This window comes from Actinoplanes sp. 13, assembly GCF_056134165.1.
Map to the genome: position 1 here is coordinate 337833 of NZ_JBVYOQ010000004.1, position 17118 is coordinate 354950.

At 71.5% G+C, this 17118-nt stretch carries 12 protein-coding genes; 7 read left to right on the forward strand and 5 right to left on the reverse strand.

Translation table 11 applies throughout. The annotated features are described in order from the left end of the window. The first annotated feature begins 26 nt into the window (after positions 1 to 26). From AC0NH5_RS11915 to AC0NH5_RS11925, 3 genes are all read left to right on the forward strand, one after another. A complete protein-coding gene (locus AC0NH5_RS11915; protein ID WP_474402741.1) occupies positions 27 to 1829 on the forward strand; it encodes a DUF6055 domain-containing protein in 1803 nt (600 codons plus the stop codon). A 202-nt stretch (positions 1830 to 2031) separates the two neighbouring features. After that, positions 2032 to 4839, forward strand: a complete 2808-nt coding sequence (locus tag AC0NH5_RS11920; RefSeq protein WP_474402743.1) for a PQQ-dependent sugar dehydrogenase — start codon at positions 2032 to 2034, stop codon at positions 4837 to 4839. Continuing rightward, positions 4836 to 6518, forward strand: coding sequence for a ThuA domain-containing protein (locus AC0NH5_RS11925; RefSeq protein WP_474402744.1), 1683 nt, complete (start codon positions 4836 to 4838; stop codon positions 6516 to 6518). Before AC0NH5_RS11920 ends, AC0NH5_RS11925 begins: the two co-directional genes overlap by 4 nt. Positions 6519 to 6643: 125 nt before the next feature. Here AC0NH5_RS11925 and AC0NH5_RS11930 read toward each other — a convergent pair whose 3' ends face one another. Then, positions 6644 to 6967, reverse strand: coding sequence for a winged helix-turn-helix transcriptional regulator (locus tag AC0NH5_RS11930; RefSeq protein WP_474402745.1), 324 nt, complete (start codon positions 6965 to 6967; stop codon positions 6644 to 6646). 55 nt (positions 6968 to 7022) lie between these two features. Between AC0NH5_RS11930 and AC0NH5_RS11935 the strand changes: the two genes are divergently transcribed. Beyond that, complete coding sequence (locus AC0NH5_RS11935; protein WP_474402746.1) at positions 7023 to 7481, forward strand: group II truncated hemoglobin; 459 nt, start codon at positions 7023 to 7025, stop codon at positions 7479 to 7481. Positions 7482 to 7497: 16 nt separating this feature from the next. Here the strand turns inward: AC0NH5_RS11935 and AC0NH5_RS11940 are convergent, their stop codons facing one another. The 3 genes from AC0NH5_RS11940 to AC0NH5_RS11950 form a co-directional block, all read right to left on the reverse strand. Next, positions 7498 to 8298 (reverse strand): DUF4253 domain-containing protein, encoded by an 801-nt coding sequence (locus tag AC0NH5_RS11940; protein WP_474402747.1) that lies wholly within the window; start codon positions 8296 to 8298, stop codon positions 7498 to 7500. Positions 8299 to 8456: 158 nt separating this feature from the next. Next, positions 8457 to 9452: an endonuclease/exonuclease/phosphatase family protein gene (locus AC0NH5_RS11945; protein ID WP_474402748.1), complete on the reverse strand. Its 996-nt coding sequence runs from the start codon at positions 9450 to 9452 to the stop codon at positions 8457 to 8459. Between the two features lie 81 nt (positions 9453 to 9533). After that, positions 9534 to 10037 (reverse strand): carboxymuconolactone decarboxylase family protein, encoded by a 504-nt coding sequence (locus AC0NH5_RS11950; RefSeq protein ID WP_474402749.1) that lies wholly within the window; start codon positions 10035 to 10037, stop codon positions 9534 to 9536. 64 nt (positions 10038 to 10101) lie between these two features. Between AC0NH5_RS11950 and AC0NH5_RS11955 the strand changes: the two genes are divergently transcribed. Then, entirely contained in the window at positions 10102 to 10569 is a 468-nt protein-coding gene (locus tag AC0NH5_RS11955; RefSeq protein ID WP_474402750.1) for a MarR family winged helix-turn-helix transcriptional regulator, read from the forward strand. A gap of 259 nt (positions 10570 to 10828) precedes the next feature. Here AC0NH5_RS11955 and AC0NH5_RS11960 read toward each other — a convergent pair whose 3' ends face one another. After that, complete coding sequence (locus tag AC0NH5_RS11960; protein ID WP_474402751.1) at positions 10829 to 12193, reverse strand: MFS transporter; 1365 nt, start codon at positions 12191 to 12193, stop codon at positions 10829 to 10831. A 321-nt stretch (positions 12194 to 12514) separates the two neighbouring features. Between AC0NH5_RS11960 and AC0NH5_RS11965 the strand changes: the two genes are divergently transcribed. Both AC0NH5_RS11965 and AC0NH5_RS11970 read left to right on the forward strand, forming a co-directional pair. Beyond that, on the forward strand, positions 12515 to 16684 hold the full coding sequence (locus AC0NH5_RS11965) for a SpoIIE family protein phosphatase (RefSeq protein ID WP_474402752.1): 4170 nt from the start codon (positions 12515 to 12517) through the stop codon (positions 16682 to 16684). Further along, positions 16681 to 16977: an STAS domain-containing protein gene (locus AC0NH5_RS11970; protein ID WP_474402754.1), complete on the forward strand. Its 297-nt coding sequence runs from the start codon at positions 16681 to 16683 to the stop codon at positions 16975 to 16977. The genes AC0NH5_RS11965 and AC0NH5_RS11970 overlap by 4 nt, the downstream gene beginning before the upstream one ends. Positions 16978 to 17118: the final 141 nt, after the last annotated feature.

A 17118-nucleotide genomic window follows, 5' to 3' on the forward strand; every position in this document is an offset into this window, starting at 1 on the left:
TCATTGATCGGATGGTGTCACCAGCCATGCAGCTACCCCCTGCCCGATCGCGACGGCGGCGCCTGCTGCTCGTCGCCGCGGTCGCCCTGACGCTGCTCGCCGGCGTCTCGCTCGTACCGCAGGTGATGTCCCGCGCGTCGGCCGCCGCCAAGACCGTCTACATCCCGGCCCGGTGGACCCAGACCGGCGAGGTGCCGTGGGCCGCCGAGCGCACCCGGGAGTCCGACAACTTCATCCTGCTCTGGGGGGAGAAGTCCGGCAGCAACCCGCAGTCGGCCCCGTCGCCCTACACCTTCGACCCGGCGAACATCATCACGCAGCTGGAGAACCTCTACAGCTTCTACGTGGACACCATGAAGTTCACGCCGGAGACCGGGCTCCTCGCCGAGCACAAGATCATCGTGATCATCACGAACACCTGGAACCGGACCGAGCTGAACGCGTGGGCCACCGGCGGCTCGGTGGACGGCCGGGTCGGCGTCATCAACGTGGCGCCCGGCGCGGCGCTGCCCGGCTCGTGGGGGCTGGCGCACGAGCTGGCCCACGTGTTCCAGAACTACACGTTCCTCGGCCGCCCGGGATTCGGGTTCACCGCCGCCTGGGCCGGCACGTTCTGGGAGGCCGGCGCCGAGTTCATGGCCATGCAGGCGCTGCCCACCACCGCGGCCGGGGACCTGACCCGGTGGCTGCGCTCGGAGAACCTCTACTACAGCTCCAGCCGCCACCACTACGGCGCCTGGATGCTGGCGCAGTACATCAAGGACCGTGACGGCCTGGCGATGTTCAACCGGATCTGGAACGAGGCCCGGAACACCGAACACCCGCTGGAGACCTACCGCCGGATCACCGGCATCAGCCAGACCGAGCTCAACCGCCGGGTCGGTGAGTACGCGACCCGCACCGTCACCTACGACTTCGGCAACCGGTCGACGCTGATGCCGTTCATCAACAACGTGTACGGGCGGGGGTTCCTCACCGCGTACAACGGCGGCAACGTCGAGGCGGTCGACCAGAGCCAGAGCCACTACCGGATCAGCGCCCGGCAGGCGCCCTCCGACTACGGCTTCAACAAGATCAAGCTGGTGCCGTCGAGCGACGGCGGGCTGGTCCGGCTCCGGCTCAAGGGGCACGCCGAGACCGGCGCCACCGGCTGGACGTTCGGCCTGGTCGCGGTCCGGGGCGGCACCCCGCGCTACTCGCCGCTGCAGACCGGCACGGACGGGCAGATCGACTTCCAGCTCCAGTCCGGTGAGAGCGAGGTCTGGCTGGTCGTCACCGGTACGCCCAGCGCGGTGCCGCACTACGCCTTCCTCGACGGCTACCCCAAGGCGCGCCGCTTCCCCTACGAGTTCCGGCTCTCCGGGGCGACGCCGTCCGGGTTCGAGCCCGGTCACGTGAAGCCCGCGCCGGCGAACGGCGGGCGCTGGCACACCAACGGCGGCGGCTGGGTCGCCCGCAACGCGACCGTGGCGTCCACCGCGTACGTCGGGCCGAAGGCCGCCGTGATGGCCGGCACCGTCACCGGCAACGCCCGGATCGAGGGCCTGGGCTGGGTCAACGGCGGCACCGTCGGCGGCAACGCGGTGGTCAGGGACAACGCGCTGATCCAGAGCGGCGCCAACCTGTCCGGCACCGTGGTGGTCGGCGGGGACGCCGAGATCGCGTTCGCCTGCAGCAGCGGCACCTACCTGATGTTCAACCCGGACCGGCGCTGCGACGGCGGCGCCGGTGAGAGCGACATCAACCCGTCGTTCAGCCCCTTCCCCAGCTCGGAGCTGGCGATCAGCGGCACTCCGCCGGTCCCGGGCCCGACTCCGTCCAGGTCGTAGCGCGGGCGGGGCGCCGCCGGCCGGCGGCGCCCCGGTTCCGGACTTTCGCCGATCTCGATGAAAGTATGGACAGGATCATCGAAAGTGCTTAATGTCCGAGGAACCAGGCGAGACTCCCCCTCGGTCCCGCTTCCCCTCTGCCAGGGTCGGTGTGTCGGCGCAGGTCCCCGCACCTGGCGTCCATCAGAAATGTGGACCTGCCATGCACCTCAGACGCGGTCTCTCCGTCCTCGGATCGCTGCTCCTGCTTCCATCACTGATCCTGGCCGCGCCACCGCCGGCCTCCGCCCACCCCGTCAACCCAGCCGACTTCCAGCAGGTCACCCTCGCCAAGGGGGTCGCCGAGGTCGGCGAGCCGATGGCCATCGCGGTGCTGCCGGACCGCTCCGTGCTGCACACCGCCCGCAACGGCACGCTGCGGCGCACCGACGCCGGCGGCGCCACCACCGTGATCGGCACGCTGCCGGTCTACACCCATGACGAGGAAGGCCTGCAGGGCGTCGGCGTCGACCCGGGCTTCGCCACCAACCGGCAGATCTACCTCTACTACGCGCCGCCGCTGTCCACGCCCGCCGGGGACGCGCCCATCACCGGCACCGACTTCTCCGCGTGGAACGGCGTCAACCGGCTGGCCCGCTTCACCCTCAACGCCGACTGGACGCTGAACACCGCGAGCGCGGTCACCGTGCTCGACGTGCCGGCCACCCGGGGGATCTGCTGCCACGTCGGCGGGGACATCGACTTCGACGCGGCCGGCAACCTGTACCTGTCCACCGGCGACGACAGCAACCCGTTCGACTCGGCCGGGTACTCACCGCTGGACGAGCGCACCAACCGCAACCCCGCCTACGACGCGCAGCGCACCGCCGGCAACACCAACGACCTGCGCGGCAAGGTGCTGCGGATCAAGGTGAACGCGAACGGCTCGTACACGATCCCCAGCGGCAACCTGTTCCCGTCCGGGACGGCCAACACCCGCCCGGAGATCTACGCGATGGGCTTCCGCAACCCGTTCCGGATGAGCGTGGACAAGGCCACCGGCGTGGTCTACCTCGGCGACTACGGCCCGGACGCGGGCTCCACCAACGCCGGCCGGGGGCCCAGCGGTCAGGTCGAGTTCAACCGGATCACCAGCGCCGGCAACTACGGCTGGCCGTACTGCACCGGCACGAACACCACCACCGAGACCTACAACGAGTGGAACTTCGCCACCGGGACGACCGGGCCGAAGTACAACTGTGCGGGCGGGGCCACCAACAACTCGTTCCGCAACACCGGCCAGACCACGCTGCCGCCGGCCCGCCCGGCCTGGATCCGCTACGCCGGGGACGCGGGCAGCCCGGCGGCGTTCGGCGGTGGCTCCGAGTCGCCGATGGCCGGCCCGGTCTACCGCTACGACGCCGCCAACCCGTCGGCCACCAAGTTCCCGCAGACGCTGGACGGCCACTTCTTCGCCGGCGAGCTCGGCCGGGGCTGGATCAAGCCGATCCATGTCGGCGTGGACGGCGCGGTCGGCGAGATCGCCGACTTCGCGTGGGGCGGCAAACAGGTGATGGACATGGCGTTCGGCCCGGACGGCTCGCTCTACGTGCTGGACTACGGCACCGGCTACTTCAACGGCGACGCCAACTCCGCGCTCTACCGGTACGACTACGTGGGTGGCGGCAACCGGGCGCCGACCGCGGTGGCCACCGCCGACAAGACCTCCGGCCAGGCGCCGCTCACCGTCGCCTTCTCCTCGGCCGGCTCCGCCGACCCGGAGGGCGGTGCGCTGACCCACTCCTGGAGCTTCGGTGACGGCACCACGTCCACCGCGGCCAACCCCACCAAGACGTACGCGTCGAACGGCACCTACAACGTGACGCTGACGGTCCGGGACCCGCAGGGGGCGACCGGCACGGCGAGTGTGCAGATCGGGGTGGGCAACACCGCGCCGTCGATCACGATCAGCACGCCGGGCGACGGGCAGCTCTTCGCGTACGGCGACACGGTGCCCTTCTCGTTCACGCCCAGCGACCCGGAGGACGGCACGATCAATTGCAGCCGGGCGAAGATGACCTACGTCCTCGGGCACGACAGCCACGGTCACCAGATCACCTCCGCGAACGGCTGCACCGGTGTGATCACCATTCCGGTCGACGGCGAGCACGACGAGGCGGCGAACATCTTCGCGGTCTTCGACGCGGAATACACCGACGCGTCCGGGCTCACCACGCACAAGCAGCACATCCTGCAGCCTCGGCACCGGCAGGCCGAGCACTTCAAGACCTCGTCGGGGGTGAGCACGTTCACCAAGACCCCGGCCGAGGGCGGCCGCACCGTCGGTGACATCCAGAACGGGGACTGGATCGCCTTCGACCCGTACCAGCTCGGCACCGTCACGTCCTTCACCGCCCGGGTCTCGTCCGGCGGGACCGGCGGCACCCTGCAGATACGGGCCGGCTCGCCGACCGGGACCGTGCTCGGCTCGGCCACCGTGCCGGTGACCGGCGGCTGGGAGACCTTCACCAATGTCACCGGCACCGTGACCGGGGCGCCGGCCGGCACCACCACCCTGTACCTCACCTTCGCCGGCGGCACCGGCGCGCTCTTCGACGTGGACGCCTTCACACTGAACAGCGCCACCGCCACCGCCGGGCCGATCCGGGGCCTGGCCGGCAAGTGCCTCGACGTCAACGGGGCGGCCACCGCCGACGGCACCAAGATCCAGCTCTGGACGTGCAACGGTTCCGCCGCGCAGAACTGGTCCCGGACCGGCCAGACCTTCCGCGCGCTGGGCAAGTGCCTCGACGTGGCCGGTGGCGCCACCGTCAACGGCACCAAGGTGCAGCTCTACACCTGCAACGGCTCGACGGCGCAGAACTGGGCGCCGCAGGCCGACGGCACGATCCGCAACCCCCAGTCCGGCCGCTGCCTCGACGTCAGCCAGAACAGCTCCGCCGACGGTCAACAGATCCACATCTGGGACTGCATCAGCGGGGCGGCCAACCAGAAGTGGGTGCTGTCATGAGAAGAACCCTGCTGCTCCTCGCCATGATCGCGGCGACGCTGGGGGTGCCGGTCGCCGCGCACGCCGACACCCCGTACGACGTGCTGGTCTTCTCCCGGACGGCCGGGTTCCGGCACGACTCGATCGCGGCCGGCACCCAGGCGGTCCGCGAACTGGGCGCCGCGAACGGCTTCACGGTGACCGCCACCGAGGACCCGGCCGTGTTCAGCGCGGCGGGCCTGTCCTCGTACGAGGCCGTGATCTTCCTGAACACCACGGGTGACGTGCTGAACGCCGCCCAGCAGAGCGCGTTCGAGACCTGGATCCGCTCCGGGCGTGGCTATGTCGGGGTGCACTCCGCCGCCGACACCGAATACGACTGGCCGTTCTACGGCGAGCTCGTCGGCGCCTGGTTCGCCTCGCACCCGGCGATCCAACCCGCGAACGTCAAGGTCGAGGACCGGGCGCACGCGGCCACCGCGCACCTGCCGCAGGTCTGGAACCGCACCGACGAGTGGTACGACTACCGCACCAACGCCCGCTCCACCGCGCACGTGCTGGCCACTCTGGACGAGTCGTCGTACTCCGGCGGCAGGATGGGCGCCGACCACCCGCACGCGTGGTGCAAGCCGTACCAGGGTGGCCGCTCCTTCTACACCGGTGGCGGGCACACCGTGGCGTCGTACGCCGACAGCGCCTTCCGCGCCCACCTCCTCGGCGGCATCCGGTACGCGGCCGGCCAGGCCAAGGCGGACTGCCGGCCGGAGACCGGCTACACGCCGCTTTACAACGGCTCGACCACCGGCTGGTCGCAGGCCGGTCCCGGCGCGTTCACCAGCGCCGACGCCACACTCACCTCGACCGGCGGGATGGGCCTCTACTGGTACAGCGCGAAGCAGTTCACCAGTTACTCCCTCAAGCTGGACTGGCGGCTCGCCGGCGACGACAACACCGGCGTCTTCCTGGGCTTCCCGCCGTCGAGCGACCCGTGGTCCGCGGTGAACAACGGATACGAGGTGCAGATCGACGCCACCGACGCCGCCGACCGCACCACCGGCGCGGTCTACACGTTCAAATCGGCGGACCTGGCGGCCCGCGACGCCGCACTGAACCCGGCCGGCGCCTGGAACACCTATGAGCTGCTCGTCGAAGGGGAACGGCTGCGGGTGTTCCTCAACGGCGTACAGATCAACGATTTCACCAACACCGACCCGGTGCGCTCGCTCGCCGGCCACATCGGCATCCAGAACCACGGCGACGGCGACGAGGCCTCGTTCCGCAACATCCGGATCAAGGAGCTGGGCGGCCCGCCGCCGGTGACCTCGACGCCGATCAAGGGCCTGGCCGGCAAGTGCCTCGATGTCGCCGGGGGCGCCACCGCCGACGGTACGAAGATCCAGCTCTGGACCTGCAACAGCAGCACGGCGCAGAACTGGACCCGGCAGGGCACCACCCTGCGGGCGCTGGGCAAGTGCCTCGACGTGGCCGGCGGCGCGACCGCCAACGGCACCAAGGTCCAGCTGTGGACCTGCAACGGTTCCGGTGCGCAGAGCTGGACCGCGCAGGCCGACGGCAGTGTCCGCAACCCGCAGTCCGGGCGCTGCCTGGATGTCAGCCAGAACAGCTCCGCCGACGGCCAGCAGATCCACATCTGGGACTGCCACGGCGGCGCCAACCAGAAGTGGACCCTGCCCGCCTGACCCCTCCACCCCTCGGCTGTGTGAACTTCGGGCTCGATACGAACCCGAAGTTCACACACCCGCCCGGCAATCGGAGTGTGTGAACTTCGGGCTCGATATGGACCCGAAGTTCACACACAGAGGGCTCAGCTGTCTGCGGTGCGGGCGGTGCGGGCCACGCCCCAGTCGTACATGGCCTGCAGGACCGGGATCAGGCTGCGGCCCTCGTCGGTCAGTTCGTACTCCACGTGCGGCGGGACAGTGCCGAGGTCGCGGCGGGACACCAGGCCGTCGGCCTCCAGCTCGCGCAGCCGCTGGGTGAGCATCTTCTCGCTGATGCCGGGCACCTTGCGGCGCAGCTCACCGTAACGACTCACACCCTCCTTCAACCGGGCCAGGATCACCGTGCGCCATCGGCCGCCGATCACGTCGACGGTCACCTCCACCGGACAGCTGTCTCGCTCGAGCACGCACCATTATGTTCGTACTTGCGGATTGATCGATGCCCCTGATGGGCTGTCCGGCATGACGGAGACGACGCTGTACGAGTGGGCCGGGGGCACCGAGGCGTTCGTGCGACTCACCGACGCGTTCTACGCCCGCGTGGTGAAGGACGATCTGCTCGCGCCCCTGTTCGAACGGATGCCACCGGAACACGCCCGCGCCGTGGCGGTCTGGCTGGCCGAGGTGTTCGGCGGCCCGGCGGCCTACACCGCCGAGCACGGGGGTTACCCGCACATGGTGGCCATGCACGTGGGCATGGCGATCAGCGAGCCCCAGCGGCGGCGCTGGGTGAACCTCATCCAGGACGCCGCAGACGAGGTCGGCCTGCCCGAGGACCCGGAGTTCCGCGCCGCGTTCCTCGGGTACATCGAATGGGGCACCCGGCTGGCCAAACTCAACTCCCAGCCCGGCGCGGACGTGGTGCGCGACGCCCCGGTGCCGAAGTGGGGATGGGGGGTCGCACCGCCGTACCAGCCGTGAGCGGGCGGTTGTGTGGTCAGTCCCACCAGAAGTCCCACTGCTCGGCTCCGGCCAACTCAGCCGCGTAGTCCTCCAGGGACGCGGTGCCCTGAGTGATGTTGTCCGGGCAGAAGGCCAGATGCTCGGCGGCGACCAGCCGGGCGTGGGCGAGGTCTCGCGGTGGGGCCGCCACGCTCAGCGTCATCGTGTCGAAGCCGAGAACGATCAGCCGGGCGCCGAACCGGTCCTCCCAGCTTCGCAGCACCGCGGAGATCTTGGCGGTGTCACCCTCATGGTTCACCATGCCGGCCCAGCCGACCAGCGCCGGGACGTCGGCGCCGCGCGTGCACCGGACCAGGCCGAGCCGGGCGCCGGTGACCCGGTCGAAGTCGACCAGCAGCTCGGCGATGTCGGCGGCGTGCTCGTCCGGGTCCGGCCCGGTGCCGGGTGGCGCCATGCCCGGCCAGCCGTCGAGAAAGGGCGCGACGATCTCGCGCGCCTCGTCGAGCTCGTCGTCGGGCGGGACCTGGCCCGCGAACCAGTCGCGGAGCAGCACGGCGGGGTCGTGGTCGCTGGGATCGCTGGTGACCTGGCGCCGATCGAGCTCGCCGCTCTCCCAGGGCCGCAGCGGCGCGCCGGGGTCCAGGCTGTTCAAGAACAGCGGCCACCAGCCGGTCCGTGCGTGCTGTTGGTGCACCGCGCTCCACCAGCCTGCCTCGACCGGGGACCGGCTCATCCACAGCAGGCCCTGCGCGGACACCCACTGCCCGCTGGTCGGGTCCGTCTCGAGTGCCGGCAGGTCCCGCTCGGACGACCTGCGCTTTCTCCCGAACAGCATGCGCGGAAGGCTAGCGAGACGGTACGACAGGTTTCACTCGGGCGGATTCAGGCGCGGCGAGGCGGTTCGCCGGCGTGGCCATCGTGCAGGTGCCGATTCCCAGACCACCTGGCGAACGCGACCGCCCCCGGCGGGTGCTCCGGGGGCCGTCGCGGGTGTCAGCCGATGGAGACGGTGGCGGTGCCGATGACGATGCGGTGGTCGGAGCAGGAGCCGGCCGGGTAGGCGGAGGTCGCCGGGATGCCGGAACAGGCCGTCGAGATGCTCAGCGAGTCGCTGCTGTAGGAGCCGACCAGCCGGCTCTGCCGGGCGAAGATCAGATCGATCTTGGAGAGCCCGCCGCAGGGCGGGGTGGCGCCGGGCGTCCCGGCCGCGGTCCACTCGCCGTAACCCGGGCAGTTGCCCGAGTCGTTGTCGTCGAGCTCCCGGTAGGCGCCGGTGTTGCCGCCGTTGTTGGCCACGTTCAGCGTGGGCGAATACCAGTTGTTGAGACGCCCGTAATGCGGCTGGCCGTTGAAGTCGCCACCGATGACGGCCGTGTCGCCCGCGCTGTTGAAGGCTTCCATCTTGCCGAGCACGAAGTCGAGCTGGTTCTCGTTGTACTGCTTGCCGTTCGGCGCGGTCTCGTTGTTCGTGGTGATGTGTGTGGTGCAGAAGTGCATCTTGGGCTGCGCGGTCGGCGCCACACAGGTCAGGTTGCGCTGCTCGGGCCTGGTGTCCGAGGGCAGCGTCCAGCGCTGGGCACCGTTCAGCGGGAACCGGCTGAAGACGGCGTTGCCGCCGGGCTGGGTCTTGCCCGCACCCGGCACGCAGCCTTCCACCGCGTCGTTGGTGGGCGAGAACCGCGCGAAGTTGCTGTCGTCGGCCGGGTAGTTGAGTTCCCGCAGCCGGCTGATCAGCGCGTGGTACTGACCTTCACAGATCTCGTTGAGCGCCACGAAGTCGGCGTCCCGGTTCACGATCGAGTTCGCGGCCGCGGTGATCAGGCCGTCGGTGGTGCTGCCGCCGTGCATGCTCGAGCCGGCGATGTTCCAGATCCAGATGTTGTACGTGGCGTTCACCGCCGCCGAGGCCGGAGCGCCGGGCGTGACGGCGGCGCCCACCGAGAGCAGCGTCGTGGCGGCAGCGACCGCGAAACGTTTGAACAGATGCATGCGAAATCCCCCGTAATCAAGATCGTCGAAGCATCATGCCATTGTGGATGGTCGAAATCAGCCCTGGATCTTGAAAGCGGTTCAGGCGCGGACGAGGCGGTTCGCCAGCGTGGACATCGTGTACGTGCCGATGCCCAGCACCACCTCCAGTGCGTTGCGGGTGGTGAAGCCGGCGTCCAGGAACTCGGCCACCTCGTCCTGCGGCACCTCGCCGGCGGTGGCGAGCACGCGCAGGGTGAACTGCCGCAGCGCCTCCAGTCGCGGATCGTCCAACGGCTGCCCGGTCCGCAGCGCGGCGATCTGTGCCGGGTCGGCGTCCAGGTCGCGCAGGCGCCCGGTGTGCATGGCGACGCAGACCCGGCAGTCGTTGCGGGTGGCGATCGTCATGACCACCACCTCCCGGCCGAGCGGGTCGAGGGTGCTGGTCTCGAACAGGCCGCTGGCCTGCAGGAACCCGCCGAGCATCTCGGGTGACTCGGCGAGCCGGGCCACGGCCGGGGGCAGGTGGCCGAGGTGCTCGACGGTCGACTGCATCAACCGCCGGGAGCCGGCGGGGGCGGATTCGACGGTGTGCTGAGGGAACATGCGAACTCCGTTAGAATCGTCAACATGGTTGTCGAAACAGTAAACCAGGTTGTCGGGTTTACCAATGGCTGACGATGAGCCGGCGGGCTTCGAGCTGCCCCTGCTGTTGCTGGCCGCGTTCCGGTCACTGATCGACCAGTTGCACGCCGAGCTGGCCGAGCAGGGGCACCCGCAGGTGCGCCCGGCCTACGGGTTCGCGATGCAGGCGATCGGCGTGCACGGCGCGACCGCCAGTGAGATCGGGCGCCGCCTCGGCGTCTCCAAACAGGCCGCCGGCAAGACCGTCGACCGGCTCGCCGAACTCGGCTACGTCGACCGCGTGGACGACCCGCGCGACGCTCGGCGCAAGCTGATCCGGCTCACCCCGCGCGGCCTCGACTCGCTGACCAGGTCGGCGGAGATCTTCGACGACCTGCGGGCGCGCTGGATCCGGCAACTCGGCTCCGAGCAGGTCGCGGCGCTGGAGTCGTCGCTGCGGCGGGTCGTGCCGGACGGGGGATTACGGGTCGACGTGCCGGGCTGGTTCGGCTGACCGCCCGAGGTCGTACCGTAAGGAGGTCTAAGAAGGTGGTTTCCGCAGGTTGACAGCCGCGGTGCCGGTGCTGCTGATCGCGTCCGGCAACTCACTCGCTGACCGTCGCCTGCGGGACCGTTTCCGGCTTCCCCAGAACGGCGCTGCGGTGCTCCGTGCTCCTTCGCGGCGAACCGCTCGAATCCGTCCGGCAGGCCGGTGCCCGTCCCGACGACCGGTTTGGTGCGTGCTGGCGTACCGCGCGAAACGTGCGGCGCGCTCAGCGGGTGGTCATCGTGCGGCGTACGGTGTGCCGGCGGGTGTGGTCGTCATGGCCGGCAATCCGCGCCGGTGGCGGCACCGACGTGGTGATCCGGCGTTCCGGCGCCGGCCGGCGCTGCGCGGGCACCCGGACCGCGGGCGCCTCCGTCCCGGCCGCCGCCACCGCCGCGGGGGAGCGGCTGCTGATCCGCCGGGCCGGATAGAGGACGGCCACCAGATAGGCGGCCCCGCAGATCCCGAGCGCCGCGGGCAGTCCCGCGCCGGTCAGCAGCGCCGCCCCGACCAGCCCGCCGAGCGGTATCCCGGCCCACGCGAGGGCGTTGATCAGGGTCAGCACCCGGCCGCGCAACGCCGCCGGGACGGACTCGATCTGCAGCGTCTCCAGCAGCGGGTTGAACAGGCCGGACCCGAGCCCGGCGAGCACCCAGACCGCGATCACCGCCTCCGGCGGCCAGCCGAGGGCGAGCACGACGAGACGGGTCGGCCCGCTGATCACCACCGCGACCACATAGGTCGCCCGGCGTGGCAGGCGGGCGCCGATCCACGCGGTGACCAGCGCCGAGCAGACCGAGGCGGCCCCGGCCGCGCTGAGCGCCAGCCCGATCACCGCCGGGCCGTGCCCGCCGGTGCGGGCCCAGACCGGCAGCAGCACGCTGATCAGCGCCTGGTCCAGCAGGTTCGTCACGGTGAACATCACGGCCAGCGACCGCAGGAAGTGGTGCCGGCGCAGATAGGCGGCGCCCTCGCGCAGCCGGGTCCCGTACCCCTCGGGCTCCGGGTCGGCCGGTGGGTCGGTGAACGTGACCGCGGCGATCGGCGCCGCGGCCCCCAGCAGCGCCGCGGTGACCCACAGGGCCGGCGCCCCACCGGCCAGGGCCACCAGCCATCCGGCGAGGGCCGGCCCGAAGGCCGTGGCCGCGCGTTCCAGGGCGATGGCCAGCCCGGCGCCGCGGGTCAGTGGCTGCCCGGCGGCGGTGGTGGCGACCGGCACGAGCAGCCGCTTCGCCGCGGTGGCCGGGCCGTCCGCGGCGCCCACCCCGGCCAGCACCACGGCGATCAGCCACACCGGCGCCTGCGGGGTGAGGGCCAGCAGCGCCAGCAGGGCGGCGGAGACCAGGTCGCCGGCGACGCTGATCCGGCGTGGCCCCCAGCGGTCGAGCAGCGGGCCGGCCAGCGCCTGGGTCAGCGCGTAGGGAGCGGTCTGGAAGAAGACCACCACGCCGGCGTGCAGGGCGGCGCGGCCCGGGTCGTCGGTGCCGGTCAGCAGCAGCCAGGGCACGGCCAGCGCCAGGATCCGGCTGGCGGACAGCGTGCAGGCCTGCGCGACGAGCACCCCGGCGAGCGGGCGTCGCGAGACGGTCAACACAGCGCCGTCCGATGTGTCCGAAAACTACTCGTGCGTGTCCCCATATCGAGAGTCAACGATCGAGGGCCGCCTCACGTTTCGCGTTTCCCGCAATGTAGTTCAGGCGGCGGCGACGTCCACCCCGTCGAAGGCCCCGGCCGCAGACGACCGGCATCCCCGCGTCGATCGTCGCCGCACCGGCCTCGCGCCGAATCCCCTGCTCCAGGACAAGGATCACATCGCCGGCCGGAAATGCGCCGGTGGAGTGACCCGGTTCCCGGTTGGGGTACAAGAGCGGTTACCTTCGGGACGGCTGCTGATAAGGAGACGACGACAGCGATGAGCGGGAGCGGACGCCGGCCGTCACCAGGAAGCGGGATCGAGGTCTTCGCCGTGGACCAGCAGGTCGGCGCCGACCTCGCGGCGGTCGACTGGGCGGCGACCCCGCTCGGCCCACCGGACGACTGGCCGCAGAGCCTGCAGACCGCGGTCAGCATCCTGCTGTCGTCGCGGTTCTCGATGTGGATGGCGTGGGGGCCGGAGCTGACGTTCTTCTGCAACGCGGCGTACCGCCGGGACACCCTGGGCGACAAGTACCCGTGGGCGCTGGGCCGGCCGGCCGGCGAGGTGTGGGCGGAGATCTGGGACGACATCGGCCCCCGCATCGACACCGTGCTGACCACCGGCGAGGCGACCTGGGACGAGGCGCTGCTGCTGTTCGTGGAGCGCTCCGGATATCCGGAGGAGTCGTACCACACGTTCTCCTACAGCCCGCTGCGCGACGACGACGGCGCCCTGGTCGGCATGCTGTGCGTGGTCAGCGAGGAGACCGAGCGGGTGATCGGCGAGCGCCGGATGGCCACCCTGCGCGACCTCGGCTCCGACCCCAGCGTGGTCCGCACCGAGCAGGAGATGCTGGCCTTCGCCGGCCACCAGCTCGGCCGCAACCTGCGGGATCTGCCGTTCACCCTGACCTATCTGTTCGCCGAGGACGGCGACGCGTACCTGGCGGCCGCCACCGGCATCTCCGCCGGGCACCCGATGGCCCCCGCGGAGCTCCCGGCCGGCGACAAGGACGCGGTCTGGCCGGCGGCGGCGCTGGCCGACGGCGAACCGGTCCTGGTCACCCTGGAGCAGGACGGCCTGCCCGGTGGCGACTGGCCGGAACCGCCGCAGCGGGCGCTCGTGGTGCCGCTGCTGCGCCAGGGCGGCGTGCCGTACGGGTTCCTGGCGGCCGGGCTGAACCGGTACCGGCCGCTCGACGACGGTTACCGCGGGTTCGTCGAGCTGACCGCCGGTCACGTGGCGGCGGGCATCGCCAGCGCCCGCAGTTATCAGGCCCAGCAGCGCCGGGCCGAGGAGCTGGCCGAACTGGACCGGGCCAAGACCGCCTTCTTCTCCAACATCAGCCACGAGTTCCGTACCCCGCTGACCCTGATTCTTGGCCCGCTGGACGAGCTGCGCACCGGGCTGGCCGACGCCGAGCCGTGGGTCGGTGAGGAACTGGAGGTCATCCACCGCAACGGGCTGCGCCTGGGCCGGTTGGTCAACGCGCTGCTCGACTTCTCCCGGATCGAGGCGGGCCGGATGCAGGCGCGGTTCGAGCCGGTCGACCTGGCCGCGGCCACCGCCGAGCTGGCCAGCGTCTTCCGCTCGGCGATCGAGCGCGCCGGGCTGTCGTTCGAGGTGGACTGCCCGACCCTGCCCGAGCCGGTCCTCCTGGACCGCGGCATGTGGGAGAAGGTCGTCCTCAACCTGCTCAGCAACGCGCTCAAGTTCACCTTCGAGGGCGGGGTCCGGGTCACCCTGCGCGCGATGGGCAGCAGTGCCGTCCTCACCGTCGCCGACACCGGGATCGGCGTCGCCGCGGACGAGATCCCCCGGCTGTTCGAGCGTTTCCACCGGATCGAGAACGCCCGGTCCCGGTCCAACGAGGGCAGCGGGATCGGCCTGGCTCTGGTGCAGGAGCTGGTCGGGCTGCACGGCGGGACGATCGGCGCGCAGAGCACCGTCGGGCGGGGCACGACCTTCACCGTCCAGGTTCCGTTCGGCAAGGCGCACCTGCCCGCGGAGGCCCTGGTCTCGGCGGGCGACGGCGCCGGGTTCGCCACCAACGCCGACCCGTTCCTGCAGGAGGCGCTGCGCTGGCTGCCGGAGGACGCGGGCCCGGAGCTGCAGGACGACGGGTCGGCGCTGTCACCGGCGAGCGACGGCGTCACGATCGACGGCGCCGCGCAGCCGGGCGGCGGCGCGGCCGTGCTGGTCGCCGACGACAACGCCGACATGCGCGACTACCTGACCCGGCTGCTGCGCTCGGCCGGCCACCGGGTGACGGCGGTCAGCGACGGGCGGGCCGCCCTGGAGACGGCCCGCGCCGACGTGCCCGAGCTGGTGGTCAGCGACGTGATGATGCCCCGGATGGACGGTCTGCAGCTGGTCGCGGCGCTGCGCTCGGATCCGCGGACGGCGGGCACACCGGTGCTGCTGCTCTCGGCGCGGGCCGGTCAGGAGGCGTCGATCGAGGGCTTCGAGGCCGGCGCGGACGACTACCTGTTCAAGCCGTTCTCCGCGGCCGAGCTGCTCGCCCGGGTGCGGGGCAACGTGCAGCTGGCCCGGCTGCGCAACCACCACGCGCGCTGGCGCACGGCGTTGATCGACTCGCTGCAGGAGGCGTTCTTCGTCTGCGACGAGAACGGCGCGGTCATCGAGATCAACGCGGCCTTCGCCGACATCCTGGGGTACGGGCCGGAGGGCCTGCCGTACCCGCCGGTGCCGCCGTGGTGGCCGGACGCCACAGCGGACGGCGACGCGCACGTGCAGGTGGCCGACGCGTTCACCATGCTGCTGGCCGAGCAGCAGGGGACGTACACCATCCCGGTCCGGCACAAGGACGGCCGCCGGCTGTGGGTGGCGGCCGCGTTCAACCAGGTGCACGACCCGGACACCGGCCAGCGCGTCATCGTCGGCACGTTCCGGGACGTCACCGCCGAGCACTACGCGGTGCAGCGGGACAGCGCACTGGCGGCGCTGGGCATGCGCCTGTCCCAGGCGGAGAACCTCCAGGAGGCGCTCACCCTGGTGCTGCGCGAGCTGCAGGGACTGTGGCAGGCGAAGTACGTGCTGACGGCCGTCTACAACGGCGACGCCGCGCCCGCGGTGACCGCCACCGACCCGGCCCTGCGCTGGACCGGCCTGCCGGAGGAGCGCCGCCGCACCATCATGGCGCTGCGTGACCGGCCGGTGCTGACGCCGGTCGCCGAGCCCGGGTCCAGCACCGGCATCGCCCTCGAACACCCGGACGGCGCGATGGGCCTGTGGATCGAGCTGGCCGACGGTCGCCCGTTCACCCCGCAGGACCAGACGCTGCTGGCGCTGCTGGCCGGCCACATCAGCCAGGGCCTGCACCGGATCCACCAGATCGACGAGCAGCGGGAGACCGCCCTCGCCCTGCAACGCGCCATCCTCGGGCCGGCCCAGCTGCCGGCCGGCTTCGCGGTGCGGTACGAGCCGGCGACCCGCCCGCTCAAGGTCGGCGGCGACTGGTACGACACGATTGTGCTGGCCGACGGCCGGATCGGCATCGTCGTCGGCGACTGCGTCGGGCACGGCCTGCAGGCGGCCACCGTCATGGGCCAGCTCCGCAGCGCCTGCCGGGCCCTGCTGCTGCAGGACTCCAGCCCGTCGCGCACGCTGATGGCCCTGGACCGGTTCGCCGCGCTGCTGCCCGGCGCCGCCTGCGCCACCGTCTTCTGCGGCGTGCTCGACCCGGAGACCGGCCGGCTGGCGTACTCCAGCGCCGGTCACCCGCCGGCCATCGTCGGGCTGCCGGACGGCACCACCCACCTGCTGGCCGACGGCCGGTCCTGCCCGGTGGCGGTACGCCGTACGCGCGACCGCCGCGAGGCGGAGTACACGGTGCCCGCCCGCGCCACCCTGCTGCTCTACACCGACGGCCTGGTCGAGCGCCGCCGCCGTCCGCTGAGCGCCGGCATCGAGGAGGCCACCGTCGCCGTCCGGCACGGCCTGCAGAGCCCGATCGAGGACCTGGCCACCGAGATCATGGACCGGCTCACCCCGGACAGCGGGTACGACGACGACGTCGCCCTGCTGCTCTACCGTCACCCCGGCCCGCTGGAACTGGAGTTCCCGGCCGAGGCGGGCCGGCTCGCGCCGGTGCGCTCAGCCCTGCGCGGCTGGCTCGAACGGTGCGGCATCGACCCGGCCACCAGCCAGAACGTGCTGGTCGCGGTCGGCGAGGCGTGCGCCAACGCGATCGAACACGGTCACCGGCAGCGGCCCGGCGGCCGGATCCGGCTGCGCGCCGCGGCCACCGCCGGCAACCTGCGCCTGCGCATCTCGGACAGCGGCGAGTGGAAGATTCCCGACCCGGCCACGAACCCGTACCGGGGACGTGGGATCAAACTCATGCAGGCGTTCATGCAGGGGGTCACCATCACTTCCGGAACGTCCGGAACCATCGTCGACATGCAGGCAAGGATCGCCCAATGACCACCGCGCTCACCCTCACCACCGGTTCCGGGCCCGACGGCGCGGCGGTGCTCACCGCCGTCGGCGAGATCGACATGAGCAACGCGGAGACGTTCGCGGAAGCGCTGAACGCGGCGACGGCCGCCAGCGATCGGCTGCTCGTCGACCTCACCGCGGTGCAATACCTGGACAGCGCCGGGCTGGCCGCGCTCTTCGCCCAGGCCGAGCGGATCCAGGTGCTGACCGGGCCGCTGCTGGCCCCGCTGCTGGAGATCTCCGGCCTGGCCGAGTTGACCTCCGTCCGCCAGGCCTGACCCCTCCACCGCGTGTTGCCGCGGTCGCGGTGGCCTGACCAGCCATGATCGCCCGAATCACGCGATCGGGCGAGCCGCGAACGCGCCGTGTGTGAAGTTCGGGTGCGTATCGGGCCGCAACTTCACACGCAAGTAGTCGCA

Coding starts and splice junctions, on each gene's coding strand:
- AC0NH5_RS11935 (WP_474402746.1), top strand. CDS start 7,023: ATGACGGAGACGACGCTGTACGAGTGGGCCGGGGGCACCGAGGCGTTC.
- AC0NH5_RS11950 (WP_474402749.1), bottom strand. CDS start 10,037: ATGTTCCCTCAGCACACCGTCGAATCCGCCCCCGCCGGCTCCCGGCGG.
- AC0NH5_RS11945 (WP_474402748.1), bottom strand. CDS start 9,452: ATGCATCTGTTCAAACGTTTCGCGGTCGCTGCCGCCACGACGCTGCTC.
- AC0NH5_RS11925 (WP_474402744.1), top strand. CDS start 4,836: ATGAGAAGAACCCTGCTGCTCCTCGCCATGATCGCGGCGACGCTGGGG.
- AC0NH5_RS11940 (WP_474402747.1), bottom strand. CDS start 8,298: ATGCTGTTCGGGAGAAAGCGCAGGTCGTCCGAGCGGGACCTGCCGGCA.
- AC0NH5_RS11915 (WP_474402741.1), top strand. CDS start 27: ATGCAGCTACCCCCTGCCCGATCGCGACGGCGGCGCCTGCTGCTCGTC.
- AC0NH5_RS11965 (WP_474402752.1), top strand. CDS start 12,515: ATGAGCGGGAGCGGACGCCGGCCGTCACCAGGAAGCGGGATCGAGGTC.
- AC0NH5_RS11955 (WP_474402750.1), top strand. CDS start 10,102: ATGGCTGACGATGAGCCGGCGGGCTTCGAGCTGCCCCTGCTGTTGCTG.
- AC0NH5_RS11920 (WP_474402743.1), top strand. CDS start 2,032: ATGCACCTCAGACGCGGTCTCTCCGTCCTCGGATCGCTGCTCCTGCTT.
- AC0NH5_RS11970 (WP_474402754.1), top strand. CDS start 16,681: ATGACCACCGCGCTCACCCTCACCACCGGTTCCGGGCCCGACGGCGCG.